Annotated in this window: 11 protein-coding genes; 10 read left to right on the plus strand and 1 reads right to left on the minus strand. The window is 70.5% G+C overall.

The features are described from left to right. Positions 1–8 precede the first annotated feature (8 nt). The 8 genes from ACF07N_RS31155 (at position 9) to ACF07N_RS31190 (ending at position 8,847) form a co-directional block, all read left to right on the plus strand. Positions 9–134 carry a hypothetical protein gene (locus tag ACF07N_RS31155; RefSeq protein ID WP_392119352.1) on the plus strand — a complete coding sequence of 42 codons (126 nt, stop codon included), beginning with the start codon at positions 9–11 and terminating at the stop codon, positions 132–134. A 286-nt stretch (positions 135–420) separates the two neighbouring features. After that, positions 421–1,743, plus strand: a complete 1,323-nt coding sequence (locus ACF07N_RS31160; protein ID WP_383586848.1) for an aldehyde dehydrogenase family protein — start codon at positions 421–423, stop codon at positions 1,741–1,743. A gap of 205 nt (positions 1,744–1,948) precedes the next feature. Next, entirely contained in the window at positions 1,949–3,409 is a 1,461-nt protein-coding gene (locus ACF07N_RS31165; protein ID WP_392119355.1) for a PP2C family protein-serine/threonine phosphatase, read from the plus strand. Between the two features lie 5 nt (positions 3,410–3,414). Further along, positions 3,415–3,783, plus strand: a complete 369-nt coding sequence (locus tag ACF07N_RS31170; protein ID WP_392119358.1) for an STAS domain-containing protein — start codon at positions 3,415–3,417, stop codon at positions 3,781–3,783. Between the two features lie 627 nt (positions 3,784–4,410). After that, positions 4,411–6,666: a telomere-associated protein Tap gene (tap, locus tag ACF07N_RS31175; protein ID WP_392119361.1), complete on the plus strand. Its 2,256-nt coding sequence runs from the start codon at positions 4,411–4,413 to the stop codon at positions 6,664–6,666. A gap of 12 nt (positions 6,667–6,678) precedes the next feature. Beyond that, positions 6,679–7,236: a telomere-protecting terminal protein Tpg gene (gene tpg / locus ACF07N_RS31180; protein WP_392119364.1), complete on the plus strand. Its 558-nt coding sequence runs from the start codon at positions 6,679–6,681 to the stop codon at positions 7,234–7,236. Positions 7,237–7,962: 726 nt separating this feature from the next. Beyond that, positions 7,963–8,346, plus strand: a complete 384-nt coding sequence (locus ACF07N_RS31185) for a DUF6336 family protein (protein WP_392119367.1) — start codon at positions 7,963–7,965, stop codon at positions 8,344–8,346. Between the two features lie 210 nt (positions 8,347–8,556). Beyond that, on the plus strand, positions 8,557–8,847 hold the full coding sequence (locus ACF07N_RS31190; protein WP_392119370.1) for a hypothetical protein: 291 nt from the start codon (positions 8,557–8,559) through the stop codon (positions 8,845–8,847). Positions 8,848–9,124: 277 nt separating this feature from the next. Here the strand turns inward: ACF07N_RS31190 and ACF07N_RS31195 are convergent, their stop codons facing one another. Then, positions 9,125–9,853, minus strand: a complete 729-nt coding sequence (locus tag ACF07N_RS31195; protein ID WP_392119373.1) for an SDR family NAD(P)-dependent oxidoreductase — start codon at positions 9,851–9,853, stop codon at positions 9,125–9,127. Positions 9,854–10,093: 240 nt separating this feature from the next. Here ACF07N_RS31195 and ACF07N_RS31200 point away from each other — a divergent pair, with 240 nt between their 5' ends. Together ACF07N_RS31200 and ACF07N_RS31205 are read left to right on the plus strand one after the other, a co-directional pair. Then, entirely contained in the window at positions 10,094–10,435 is a 342-nt protein-coding gene (locus ACF07N_RS31200; RefSeq protein WP_392119376.1) for a winged helix-turn-helix transcriptional regulator, read from the plus strand. A 688-nt stretch (positions 10,436–11,123) separates the two neighbouring features. After that, positions 11,124–13,613, plus strand: a complete 2,490-nt coding sequence (locus ACF07N_RS31205) for a SpoIIE family protein phosphatase (protein ID WP_392119379.1) — start codon at positions 11,124–11,126, stop codon at positions 13,611–13,613. Positions 13,614–13,912: the final 299 nt, after the last annotated feature.

Here is a 13,912-nt window from a genome sequence, read left to right on the forward strand (position 1 = left end):
TCACGGGCGTGGTCTCCTTCTCCCTGTTCACCATCGGTCTGGCGCTGGCCAGTGGTGCCGCCGTCCGATCAGGGCACGAGGCGACCCGGGCACCGACGAACCCCGAGCCGCGGCGGCGGGCCCACGCGTCGTAGCCGGCCGGCGCACATCCCCGTGCCGGCGGGTCGCAGGCGCCTGCCGCAGCTGAAGCCCTGACAACGGTCCCGGACTCGGACACGCATGGCCGCCGGCGCCTCGGCCGTGGCCCGGGCCGCCCCGGCACCGCGCCGCCACAGCCACGAACCACATCGACGAGTGGCCAGATGCAGGGGAGACGCAGGGGTCCCGGTAGGCGAGCCGCACCCTTCCCGAGCGGGAATGTATTTTGGTCCATGAAATGTTGGCATATACATCTAGCACCTCCGACTTCAGCGAGGCATCGTGACCCACCCCGCCCCCGAGCAGCCCGCCGCCACCGTCGCCCGTCTGCGGGAGACCTTCCGCAGCGGCCGTACCAAGCCCGTCGAGTGGCGCACCGGCCAGCTGCGCAGGCTGCGGGACATGCTCACACAGAACGGTCCCGAGCTGGCCGCCGCCCTCCGCGCCGACCTCGGCAAGAGCACCACCGAGGCCTACCGCACGGAGATCGACTTCACGGTCCGCGAGATCGACCACACCCTCGCCCACCTCGACGGCTGGCTGCGCCCCGAACCCGCCCCGGTCCCCGCCCACCTCGGCGCCGACGCCCGCGCCTGGACGCAGTACGACCCGCTCGGCGTCGTCCTGGTGATCGCCCCCTGGAACTATCCGGTCCAGCTGCTGCTCACCCCCGTGATCGGTGCCCTCGCCGCCGGCGACGCCGTGGTCGCCAAGCCCAGCGAGCTTGCCCCCGCCACCTCCGCCGTCCTGACCCGGCTGCTCACCGCCCATCTCGACACCGACGCCGTTGCCGTCGTCGAGGGGGGAGTCCCGGAGACCACCGCACTGCTCGCCGAGCGCTTCGACCACATCTTCTACACCGGCAACGGCACCGTCGGCCGGATCGTCATGCGCGCCGCTGCCGAGCACCTCACCCCGGTCACCCTGGAACTGGGCGGCAAGTCCCCGGCGTTCGTCGACCGCGACACCGACCTCGACGTCGTCGCCGACCGGCTGGCGCGCGGCAAGTTCCTGAACGCCGGACAGACCTGCGTCGCCCCGGACTACGTTCTGACCGACCCGGCGACCGCCGCCGCCCTCGAACCGGCGCTGGCCCGGGCCGTCCAAGCGCTGTTCGGCACCGATCCGGCGGCCTCCACCGAGTTCGGCCGTATCGTCAACGAGCGCCACTTCGACCGGCTGACCGGCCTGCTCGGCTCCGGCCGCGTCGTGGTCGGCGGGCAGAGCGACCGGACGGCCAAGTACATCGCGCCCACCGTCCTCGCCGACGTCGACCCCGCCTCACCCGTGATGCGGGAGGAGATCTTCGGACCGATCCTGCCGATCGTCACCGTGCCCGGCCTGGACGAGGCGATCGGCTTCGTCAACGACCGGGACAAGCCGCTTGCCCTGTACGTCTTCAGCGAGTCCGAGGACACCCGGCGCCGCTTCGCCGCCGAGACCTCCTCCGGCGGCCTCGGCCACGGCCTCCCGCTCGCCCACCTGACCGTCTCCGACCTGCCGTTCGGCGGCGTGGGCGAGAGCGGCACGGGCAGCTACCACGGCCGGTACTCCATCGAGACGTTCAGCCACCGCAAGGCGGTCCTGGAGAAGCCGCTCGGCTGACTGGCGACCGGGCCCGCGCCCGGTCGTCCGTGCCGGACCGCCAGGCGCTGAACCGTCGGGCCCCGGGAGAAAACAAGGTCATCGACACCGGTGGTGATCCTGCGAGAGGTCACCCGGATGGCCTCCGCATATTCGTTACGCTTAGGCTTTCCGCTGGTCCGCGTCGCGCCCGGTGGCTGCGGAAGGTCAGGAAGGTGGAAGGCCGATGCCCGAGCAGGCTTCGGCATCCGAGGACGGCGTTCCTGGCAAGCGCCTGCATCTGGTGCCCGACAAGGTCGTCGAGGCCGGTCGGATGGAAGCGGTGCGCCGCTACGACATCCTCGACACCCCGCCCGACGGGGCGTTCGACCGGGTGGCTGCGCTGGCGGCCCGTCTGTTCGACGTCCCCGTGGCCACCGTGACGATCGTGGACGAGGACCGGATCTGGTTCAAGGCCGCGCACGGCCTGACCGGGGTCAGTGAGATCGGCCGCGATCCGGGCCTGTGCGGCTCGGCGGTGCTGCGCGACGATGCCCTGGTGATCCCCGACACTCTGCTCGACGACGTCGCTTGCGGAAACCCGCTGGTCACCGGTCCGCTGGGGGTCCGGTTCTACGCCGCCGCGCCGATCACCACCGCGGACGGGCACAAGCTGGGCACCGTCAACGTCCTGGACACCAAGCCCCGCTCCATCACGCCCGAACAGACTGCCACCCTGACCGATCTTGCGGCGATCGTGATGGACGAGATGGAGCTGCGTCTGTCCGCACTGCGCACCGTGCGCCAGGAGCAACGGGCCGCCGAGGCGGAGCGGGCGGCCCGGGAGCAGGCGGAGAGGGACAAGGCGGCGATCGCCTCCTTCGCCTCCACCTTGCAGCGCACTCTGTTGCCGCCGGCGCTGCCCACGGTGCCCGGTCTGGAGCTGGCCTGTCATTACCACACCGCGTCCGTGCACGACGTGGGCGGCGACTTCTACGACGTCTTCCCCCTGCACTCCGGGAAGTGGGGACTGTTCCTGGGAGACGTGTGCGGCAAGGGCGCCGAGGCGGCCACCATCACCTCCCTGGCTCGCTACACCCTGCGCGCCTCCGCCCAGCACACGGACGATCCCGTCGCGGTGCTCGAGGCCCTGAACAGCGCCTTGCTGGCTGATGTGTGGGCGGGCAGCCGGTTCTGCACAGCGGTCTTCGCCACCCTCACCCCTGATGCGGCCGGGGGCTTCACCGTGGAGCTGGCCACCGGTGGGCACCCCCCGGCCTACCACCTCAGCCCCGCCCCGCCCGAAGCCGGGCCCGGCACGCACACGCGGGCGGAAGCGGTCCGCCCCAAGGGCGGCATGCTCATCGGGGCCTTCCCCGAAGCCCGCTTCGCCTCCACCACCCTCCACCTCGCCCCCGGCCAGGCCCTGCTCCTCTACACCGACGGCCTGACCGAGGCACACACCGGCACCGACGCCATGCTCGGAGACGAGGGCCTGACGGCCTTCCTCGCCGCTCGTCCCGCCTCGTGCGGGGCGGCGCAGCTGATCCAGGACACCGTCGGTCTGCTGGACACCCTGCCCGAGGGCGCGAGTGACGACGTCGCCCTGCTCGCTCTGTCGGTTCCCGCTCCCGACCAGGCCACCGCCACGACGGGGGCCGGATCCACCGCCCACACCACCGCCGCGCCCGCCGGCGAGGAGCACTGACGGCCATGACCGACGACATCGAGCTGACCCTGACCCCCACCCCGGGTCCCGCAGCGGTCGCCACCGTCACCGGCGAGATCGACCTGCACAACGCGCCCGGACTGCGTACCCGCGCGCTGGAGCTGATCAACCAGGGCCACCACCACTTGATCCTGGACCTGTCGGGTGTGGGCTTCTGCGACTCCGCCGGCCTCGGCGCACTGATCGGCATCTGGCACGGCGCCCAGGCAGCGGGCGGCTCCCTGGCCCTGGCCGCCGTCCCCGACCGGCTGATGCGCATGCTCACCCTCACCGGGGTGGACAGCCTCCTGCCCCATTACCGGAGCACCGCCGACGCGCTCAGCGCCCACCAGGACGCCGCCGACGCCCCCTGAACCGCTTCTCACTCAGCGACACCGACATCGCACGGTTTCCAGCAGGTCGGACTCGACGCCCGGCAGAGCTGCCTCTCGCAGCGACTCAGTCGAACCTGTTCAACCGCCTGCCCGTCCACGGGTCGACGCCCGCGTCGAGCGATCGTTCCTCGTCTCGAGAGTTCAGGAAGCGGGCGCTCCCGGCCCTCCGCGGTGAAAGGCTCAGCCTGGACGTAATCCCGCTTCCTCGGCCGACGCCCCGGCGGCGGCCCGGCAGGTGTCCGTCGGCAAGGGCGAGCAGGCCGACGTCCGTTGGCGCGATGCAAGTTTCGGTCACCTCTCCGTGGGCGAGCCGGTCCCCCTCCCCGCCACAGCCGCCGTAGAAGGCAACCCGCTCGCCATGGACGACCACCGCCTCAGCGCCCTGGACACGGTTCGCCCACACCTTCACGGGCTGGTCGGGGCGGCCTGCATATCTCAACAAGTGGAAAGTCCGTATACGGGCACGCCCAGGCGGTGGTGCGGCGACAGGGCACAGCGGTCGTCGACATCACCTGCCCCAGCTGTTGTCGACACCTCGCCCGACTCTCCGGTGCGTACGGAAACCGTACGCAATCCGTACGGTAGGGTGAGCGCTGGAGGTGCTGCATGTCCGAGTTGTTCGACGCGGTCGACGCCTTGGTCGCGTCCCGCGCTGCGCTGCCGCCAGTGGAGGAGCGCAAGCGTCTGCGACAGGCTCACGGTCTCACGCTGGACGAGGTGGCCGCCGCGTTGAAGGTGCGTCGGGCGACAGTGTCGGGCTGGGAGTCGCTGAAGAAGCCGGTCGAGCCGCGTGGACCGGAGCGGGAGGCGTACGCACGGTTGCTGAACAGGCTGGCGGAGCTCTACCCCGCGCCCGTCACGCCCGCCACCGCACCCACGCCGACCAGCAGCCGCCCCGAGTCGGCGGGACAGCCGCAACCGTCAGCCCCGGTCCCGGCCCCAGTCGCGCCCGCGCCCTCCACAGGACAGGAGAGCGCTCAGGCCGTCCCCGCGCCCGCCACGCCCGCCACGCCGGCCGAACGGTCCGCACCCCCCTCAGCGCGCGCCGCCAGCAGCGCGTCGACGCCGCGCCGCTCCGCCGTGCGGAAGGCTGCGCCGGCCGATGCTCCGTCGAGGAGCAGAAGCACGGACGGTCGTTTCGCGAACGGGCCGCTCGCGGTGGTCGACGTCGACGCCGACGGGCAGGTCCTGGCCTTCTGCACGGGCGGCTTGGTCCTGGACCTGCCCGCGAAGAGTCTTCCGGCCCTGGTGGAGTGGACGCTGTCGGAGGCGAGGCTGGGTCAGCCGAGACTGTCGGGCCCGGGCAAGGACGCGGACCCCCTGCTTGTGCTGACCGAAGCCGCGCTGCAGCGTTACGGCCTGCCGGTCGCCCTCACAGACGAGGAGCGGCGCGCCGGCCGTCTCCCGGAGTCTCACAAGGTCGTCAGGCAGCTGGCGCGTGCGGAATGGAAGCTGACCAAGCGCGGGCTGGGGCCGTGGGCGCGGATCTACCGCCCGGCCAGCGGGTCGGAGCGGGCGTGCGTGCAGCTGTGCATCCCGTCCTGGCACGCGCTCGACTCCCGTCACTGGGGCAACGCCGCGCAACTGCCACCGGCGGAACTCGCCCGTGTGCTGGGGGTGTACGCGTCGCGGGTCATGACGCCGCGCGGCTCCACCGCCGTGACCGGCCTGGAGCTGATGACCGCGCTGCACCCGCCGACCCGCGCCTCCGAACCGGATGCCGACGGCCGCCGGCACTCCGAGCACAACCCCGGCTCCCTCGGCAAGGATCCGGTCGACTGCGCCCCGTGCGAGGCCCCGGACGGGCACCCGCTCCTGGCGGACCTGCCGCGCTTCCACGTTCGCGGCCCCGCCGAGAAGCTGTTCGAGGAGGCCTACGACTGGGCACGGCCGATGACCGACGACGAGTGCACCCTGCGGCACCTGGTAGGCATCGACGTGAACATGGCCTTCGCCGCCGGAGCCAACGGCCTGGTCGTCGGCCTCGGCGAGCCGACCCACGTCGAGCAGCCGGTGTTCGACGCGAAGCTGCCAGGTGCCTGGCTGGTCGACCTCTCCCACGTCGACCTGTCGAGGGTGAGGATCGGCAAGGACAAGTGGGCTGAGCTGGACGCCGGTCTGCTGCCCAGCCCCTTCACGCCCAAGGGTGAGCGCCCGGAGGGCCCGGCCTGGTACGCGACCCCCACCGTGGCCTACGCCGTCGAGCTCGGCTACGAGGTGCGCCCGCTGGAGGCGTACGTCCGCTACGACAACGGCCGCTACCTGGACGGCTGGTACCAGCGGCTGCGCGATGCCTACCTGGCCACCATGGCCGACCTCGGCGTGCACGCCGACATGGAGCCAGCTGCCTTCCTGAAGGCCATGGACAGCTACCGGCAGCGCGACCCCGAGCTGGCGATCGTGGTGTCGGCGATCAAGGCCACCGTCAAGGGCGGCCTGGGCAAACTGCGCGAACGCCCCCGCGGCGAGGGCTGGCGCCCCGGCCAGCCCTGGCGCGCGCTGTCCCGTCCGACCTGGCGGCCCGACATCCGCGCAGCGGTCATCTCCCGCACCCGCATCAACCTCCACCGCAAGATCGTCAAGCACGCGGCGTTCACCGGCCAGTACCCGATCGCGATCCTGTCCGACTGCGTGGTCTACGCGGCCGACGGCCCGTCGCCGGTGGACTTCCTGCCCTACCGGGAGGGCAGGCCGCTGCCCGGCGGCTTCAAACTCGGCGTCAACCCCGGCCTGGTCAAACACGAAGGCACCCAGAGCGTCCTGTGGGGCGAGGAGGTCCGCGAGCGCTTCGACGCACCGGAACTCAACCTCGCCCGCTACATCAAGGACGGCACCGTCACCGACATCGACAACGGCGAGTAGGAGAAAGTCGCGATGAGCCTGTTCGGTGACGGCCTGGAGGCCGCGGTGCAGAAGGCGTTCACCCGCCCGGCGCCCAAGACCGCGCCCGCCCAGATGCGTTACCTGGTCAAGCAGCTCAAGAGCACCAGGGCGGTCGCCCAGATGCTGCGCATCTCCCAGCGCACCGTCGAGCGTTACGTGAAGAACCAGATCAAGAAGCCGCGCCCGGAACTCGCGGCCCGGCTGGAGCGCGAGGTGACCAGGCGATGGCAGCCCCAGGTCCGAGCCAGGGCCCGGCGGCAGGCGGCGACGACCGGCGGCATCGTCATCGACACCCGCGCCCGCATCGGCTACACCGCACCGATCGGCACGACCGACGACGCCCGGCTGCGACACCTGACCGTCGCGCTGCCGCCGCAGTACGCCGCCCGCCTCTTCGACGCCCAGCAGTCCGGCGCCGGCGACCAGCAGCTGCAGCAGATCGCCGCCGAAGGCCTGAAGGAGTTGTACTTCCAGGACGGCGGCCGCCGCGCCGGCTCGCTGGAGGAGATCCGCTTCACCGACATCGAGCACATCGAGTTCGAGCTGTAGAGCAACAACTCAGCCGGACCGTACCTCGATGCCTATCGCCACGGGGGTCTGCCCGGCCGATCTTCAGTTGTGGGAGTATGCCGCCCATGACGTACATCCGAAGGGGCCGTGCCGCGTAGAAGACCAGCTTCACTCCGGCTGCGGGACCGCGGCTGGGGTGGACCATGGGTGCGGTATCGCGATGTTCCAGGTCTGTCGGGAGCGGCGAATGCCGCTGTCCGTGTGCTCGAACGGGAGCGATTGTCTCCGGGCATCGTCGCGGTGGCTCTGAGCGTATGGTCCGTGCGTGTTCACGGCACGAGGCGCCGGTGGAGGCAGTGGGAGACGGAGTTCACCTGCCCCTGCTGCGGCGAGGGCTGGGCCCGGGACAAGCTGCAAGTAGCTCTGTTCCTGCTTCCGCCAAGGGCCGCCGGCGAACTTCGAGTGCAGGTCGAGCGCTTGGACGCGGTGCTCCTCAGACGAACGCATCACGAGCCGACAGGAAACCCGGACTTGGCGTGGTGGCATCGCAGGTGCTGATCGTATTCATGCCCCTCGCGTCCTGCCTGGCGACGGCGCGCGCGGCAGCTTCGCGCCGGCTCAAGGGCCGCCCGCGCGATGAACAGGGCTCCCGGCAGCTGCCTTTGGGCGGACCATCAGATCGACGCTGCGGCGGGCGCACCACTCGGCACGAGCCGACGCGGGACGTCGCCGCCCGCTCGGACCGGGCGGGCTAGGGTACTGGCCATGGCTCTGGACCGAGATGGCGTGATACTTCCGCGACTGCGACCGATGGACGTCGCGCGACGAGGGGTGATCTTCGGCCTGCTGGGCGTGGTGCCGCTCTTGGTGGCGACTTTGAGCATCAGCGGCAGCAGCGACCGGGAAGAGTTCCTGGCCGTCGTGGGCGTTCTCGCTGGAGCCTTCGGCCTCCTCCTGCTGGTGATCGGTGCGGGCTTCTGGTGGCTCAGTGCGGAGGACATCCGACGCCTGCGGGACTGGCATACCCTCACGACCCAGGCCGCCTCGGTCACCATTATCGGTCCCGCCTTCCTGCGCTCCGGGCTGGTCCTGACCGTCCTCGGGACTGCTGCTCTCGTCCTGAATCAATTCGTGGACTCGTACGGCTAGCAGTTGCTTCAGCGAAGGGGTCGAGGGCGTGCGGAGACCTGCGGATCCGTTCGCGAGGGCGGCGATGTCCGACGGTAGGAACCCGCGTCAGGACCAACGCAGGACGGCGTACAGATGAGCCGGTCCGGCCACCGCTGGCGGCGCCCGGCTGTGGGCCGACCGGGTCGTGCGACCGACGACAATCGCAGCGGACGCTCGTAAGATGCCTGAATGCCAAAGCCGTTACGGATGAGCCGCCGCATGTGGGTCGCCACGTGGGCGGTGCTGTGCGTGGCCGCTCTCGCGGCCACCGCCGCACTCAACGCCTCTCCGCCGCCTGACCCGCAGCCCGAGAAGCCCGTCAGCGCCGAGTGCGCCGAGTACATCGCGGACATCGAGAAGAAGCTGGCCAGGGCAAAAGCGGAAGGCAACGACGACGGTGTGCTGGCCTTCACACGAACCCGGGTCGGCGCGGACGACTGCGGCGATGCAATCCTCGACCATTTCCGCGCCGGCCGATGAGCCGCCGCACCGGGCCCCCGCGACGGCACGGGCTGATGTGCCGCTGCCATGGCGATCACGGCCCTGAGTCCCGCGGCGGAGCCGCATCCCACTTCGCTGCGGGTGCACTCGTCCTGCCTGCCGGCCGACACCAAGCCGAGGGCAGGCAGATCCCACCTTCCGTCACGAACGTCGTTCCGACGCGCCCGGAGATCGCGGTCGGACACCAGGCGACGACAGCGGGAGTTCCGCTCCGGCTGTGTTCAGGAAGAGCCTGGCAGGATCCGCCGGACAGACCCTACTCAGCGGGACTGACCGGAATGGCCGAGCTGTCGCGCCTCATTGTCTGGGCGACGAGAGACCGGAAAGCGTCCAGGTCGCCGATGACCTCTTCGGCGCGGTTCCGCTGCTGGTACATGCCGTAGTAGCGGGCGCCGATGGCGTCAGGGTCGGCCTCACCGCCGCCGGGGATGACCCCGGAAGCGATCGTCACCGTGGCCGCGTGAATTCCCCGCGGCTTGAGTTCCGCGTGCAGTGTGTGTGCCCAGTTGCGCAGGCCGGCCATGGCCATTCCCACGTTGGCCAGAAAGGGTGCGGGGACTGTCGAGGAGACGCCGGTCGTCAGCAGGAGCGTGCCCTCACCTCGGGTCAGCATCTCCGGCAGTACGTGACCCACGGCCGTCACCGCGCCCAGCACATGCAGTTCGAACTGCGCGGAGACGGAGTCGACGGTGGTTTGTGCGGCATGGGTGATCGGCCCGGTCGGGCTGGGACTGTATTCGAGCACGTCGATGGGCCCCAACATGTCCCTCGCCGCGGTGAGTGCGGTGGTGAGAGCGTCGCGATCGCGGATGTCGGCAGGAAACGCGGCCGCCGTGATGCCCAGCTCCGCCAGCTCACTGACCAGGGTGTCCAGCTTCTCTCTGGTACGGGCGATCAGCCCGACCTGGAACCCCTTGAGGCCGAAGGCGCGAGCCACCCCCATCCCCAGCCCCGGGCCGGCACCGACGACAACGAGCGTCTTCATGACGGAGGATCCTCTCCGATCACCGTGATCGGAGCAGCGCCGCCTCGACTCCGCGCCGGTCACTTACTGTTTGTGAGTGGCCCCATGATTTGTTACCGAGAGGGCCGCGGCAAGACGGCACATTCATGTCAGTCACACACACGGAGGTAACCGTTGGCACCTCGCAGAGAGATCTCCTCTGCCCCGCACCCTCCAACAACAGGCTCCAGCCGCGAGCCGGAGGATGAAGCGTGCCGGCAGGTGCTCCAGATCCTCGGGTTGATCGGCAGCAAGTGGAGCATCCTCATCATTGGCCAACTCCGCGACCGCACCCTGCGCTTCGGCGAACTGCATCGCACCGTCACCGGAATCTCCCAGCGCATGCTCACCCTGACGCTGCGGCAACTCGAACGCGACGGCCTGTTGACCCGTACCGTCCACCCCAGTGTTCCCCCACGCGTGGACTACACGCTCACGGAACTCGGCGCGACACTACTGGACTCAGTCGTTGCTCTCGGAGAATGGGCCACCGAACACCGCCGGGAGATCAACGCCAACCGAAGCCGCTACGACGCTGCACACCAAACGCAAGCACCGTCCTGAAGCCCGTGTTCCATGGTGCTTGCCATGGGCCGTGATCACGTCGGCAGCCCCAGCGCGCATCCGTCGCGGCGTTGCTTTCACCGTGCCCTGCGCTGCACATCCGACCAGACGTACGTGCCGTTGGTGATTGTGCCGTCACCGGGATCAGTCCGGAACCGGGTCGGCTGCGTTCGCAGGGGCGGATGGCCTGGCCGGTGGGCCGGTCCAGCCAAGTCAGGCGGATGAGGCTCTGCCGGGCCAGGACCTGGTGGACGGGGAGACCGGCAGGCCAAGACTCGGTCCGATGCGGGCCAGGCACAGCTTGCGCTCTCGTCGCAGTCGGTGAGACTCGGTCCTTCAGCGCTGCGGGGCCCGGTGCGGCGTTCTGCGGGGCCGACCGGAACAGTCGTGCAGCCGGCCTCGCCCTCTGCTGGCCAGCGGCGCAGCTGCGTTCCTGGACAGCACCACCACGCCGGACGTATCCGCCGTGATCAAGCCCGGCCGGCGTCAACAACGCTCGTGATCAACACCTGGCGGTGTCGGGGGACACACGGCGACCGCGGTCGTGGGGGAGCGGAGGCCCAGGCCCCGCGGTTGCTCCGGTGCCGGCAACGGGCGCACTGGCCGGAGCGCAGTGAAGCGGGCGCCGATTTAGGCTGGAAGCAGCCCTCACGGGACCGGCTGCCCGGACGGAGCGTGGCGCGTGGAGATGGCCGACAGGCAGGACGCCCCCATTGCCGTCGCGGTGATCGACGCGGACGGCACGGTGAGCGGCTGGAGCGAGGGAGGGCGTCTGCTCCTGGGCTGGACGGCGGAGGACACCGTGGGGCGCCCGGTGGGCGACCTGCTGGTCGGCTCCCCGCTGCTCGGCCTCCCCGGGGGGCAGGACACCGGCCACCCGGAGATCATTGCTCTGCGCCACAGGGACGGGTCCGCGGTGGACGCCGTGGTGACGACTCAACCGCTGTCCGGCCCCGACGGGCGCGCCCTCGGCCAGGTCGTGACCTTCCAGCGTTGGGGAAGCCGCCCGCTGATCGCCGACCGAGCCTTCGAGCAGTGCCCCTTCGCTCTCGGCGTCTACGACCCTGACCTGCGGTTTCTGTGGATGAACGCCTCCTCGGGCCGGGTGATAGCGCACTCCGAGGATCAAGTACTCGGTAGGCAGTACCGCGAGGTGCTGCCCGAATTCGACAGCACACTGTTTCCCGAGAGGGACGACAAGCCCTACACGGACAAGCTCTCGGAAGTGGCCAGGACGGGTGAGCCCGCGCGTCTCATCACCGTCTTCCGCCCTCGCGGCAGTGACTACGCCAACGCCTGGGCCACCAGCATCTGGCCGGTCCGGGACAGCGAGGGCAGGATCCGCGCGGTCGCCAACTGGGGGTTCGACATGAGCGCCGAGTACTGGGCTCGGCAACGCCTGCTCATGCTCAACGAGGCCAGCGGCGGCATCGGCCGGACACTCGACGTGATCGGCACCGCTGAGGAACTGGCCCGGACCTCGGTGCCGCGCTTCGTCGACCTCGTCAGCGTGGATCTGTTCGACGAGGTTCTGCGCGGAGAGGAGCCTCCCTCAGCGTCCGCGTTCACTCCCGGCGAGACGGTCCGGCTCAGCCGTGCCGCCCGGTACTCCACGAAGGAGGACGCCGGCCGGGCCGCGGAGCCCATCACACCGGTCACGCACACTGCCGGTTCGGTCGCCGCCCGCTGCATGGCCACCCGCAGGTCCACCGTCGAACTCGCCGCCGAACCCGGCCAGGGCAGCGAGTGGGCCTTCGGGCCCGGGCTCGCCGCCGACCCGGCGCACTGGCCGCCGGGCAACCCGGTGATCGACGAGACCCTCGCCGCGCAGGACCTGACCGGGCGGATCACCGTGCCGCTTCAGGCGCGCGGCGCGCTGCTCGGCGTCGTAGCCTTCTGCCGCCTCGACCGGCCGGAGGCCTTCACCGCCGACGACCTGATCCTCGCCGAGGAGCTTGCCGCGAAGGCAGCCGTCGCCATCGACAACGCCCGCCGGTACTCGCGAGAGCGCACGACCGCTCTGACCCTGCAACGCAGCCTCCTGCCGCAAGGGCTGCCGCACCAGGAGGCGGTCGACGTGGCGTCCCGCTATCTGCCCAGCGGGACCGACACGGAAGTGGGCGGCGACTGGTTCGACGTCATCCCCCTGTCCGGAGCCCGGGTCGCCCTGGTAGTCGGCGATGTCGTCGGCCACGGCCTGCACGCCTCGGCCAGCATGGGCCGGCTGCGCACCGCGGTTCGCACCCTCGCCGACGTCGACCTGCCCCCCGACGAACTGCTGACCCACCTGGACGACCTGGTTCTCCACCTCGCCAGCGATCTCCAGCCCGGCAGCCACTTCCAGCCGACCGGTGAGTCCGGCGCCACCTGCCTGTACACCGTCTACGACCCTGTCTCCCGGCGCCTCACCCTGGCCAGCGCAGGCCACCCCCTGCCCCTGGTCATCCACCCGGACGGCACCAGGGTCCCGGTGGCCGCACACCCCGGACCCCCACTCGGCATCGGCGGGCTGCCCTTCGAGGCCACCGAGCTGGAACTGCCGGAGGACAGCCTGCTCGCCCTCTACACCGACGGACTGGTGGAGAGCCGCGAACGCGACACCGACCAGGGGTTCGCCCAACTGCAGCAGGTGCTGAACCGCCCGGTCACCTCGCTGGAGGCCCTCTGCGACACAGTGATGGACACCCTGCTCTCCGAACACCGCACCGACGACGCCGCCCTGCTGCTCGCCCGTACTCATGGCCTGGATCCCGACCACGTCGCCGACTGCGACGTCGAACCCGACCCGGCCCAGGTGCCGCTCGCCAGGAAGTTCGCCGTCGACCAGGTCAGCACCTGGGGCCTGGAGGAGGCATCCTTCGTCACCGAGCTCGTCGTCAGCGAGCTGGTCACCAACGCCATCAGATACGGCGAACCACCCATCAAGCTACGGCTGATCCGTGACACCTCCCTGATCTGCGAGGTCTCGGACGCCAGCAATACCGCTCCCCACCTGCGCCGGGCCCGTGTCTTCGACGAGGGCGGCCGGGGTCTGTTGCTCGTCGCCCAGCTCACGCAGGGGTGGGGAACCCGGCACATGACCAACGGCAAGACGATCTGGTGCGCACAAGCCCTCTCAGAGGGGGCGCCCCAGGGCGACCAGAACCGCGTCACCCGCCTGTCGGCACACGAGCGATGAGCAAGTGAGCCGGCTGGCAGTGAGCCAGACGTCGTGAGCACGCGTGAGCACACGCATCTCCTGGAACAAGAGCCTCGCCAAGGTGAAGTGGCCGTCGACGCGATTACCATCCACGCATGGTCCCCGAGGGAGAGGCCACACAGGCGGCGCCTCGGCGGCGGCTGGACCAAGTCCGAAGTCTCCAGGCCGGATAACGGCCGGCAGACCGCTGACACAGAGGAACTCACGGCGGCGTGGGCTGATGCGACCGGCCGCCCTGAGGCGTTCGACGGCCTGCTGGCCCAGCTGCGTGACCGGTC

It is taken from the genome of Streptomyces sp. NPDC015242, assembly GCF_043079125.1.
Classification (GTDB): Bacteria; Actinomycetota; Actinomycetes; order Streptomycetales; family Streptomycetaceae; genus Streptomyces.

Coding starts and splice junctions, on each gene's coding strand:
- ACF07N_RS31205 (WP_392119379.1), top strand. CDS start 11,124: ATGGCCGACAGGCAGGACGCCCCCATTGCCGTCGCGGTGATCGACGCG.
- ACF07N_RS31190 (WP_392119370.1), top strand. CDS start 8,557: ATGCCAAAGCCGTTACGGATGAGCCGCCGCATGTGGGTCGCCACGTGG.
- ACF07N_RS31185 (WP_392119367.1), top strand. CDS start 7,963: ATGGCTCTGGACCGAGATGGCGTGATACTTCCGCGACTGCGACCGATG.
- tpg (WP_392119364.1), top strand. CDS start 6,679: ATGAGCCTGTTCGGTGACGGCCTGGAGGCCGCGGTGCAGAAGGCGTTC.
- ACF07N_RS31165 (WP_392119355.1), top strand. CDS start 1,949: ATGCCCGAGCAGGCTTCGGCATCCGAGGACGGCGTTCCTGGCAAGCGC.
- ACF07N_RS31170 (WP_392119358.1), top strand. CDS start 3,415: ATGACCGACGACATCGAGCTGACCCTGACCCCCACCCCGGGTCCCGCA.
- ACF07N_RS31195 (WP_392119373.1), bottom strand. CDS start 9,853: ATGAAGACGCTCGTTGTCGTCGGTGCCGGCCCGGGGCTGGGGATGGGG.
- tap (WP_392119361.1), top strand. CDS start 4,411: ATGTCCGAGTTGTTCGACGCGGTCGACGCCTTGGTCGCGTCCCGCGCT.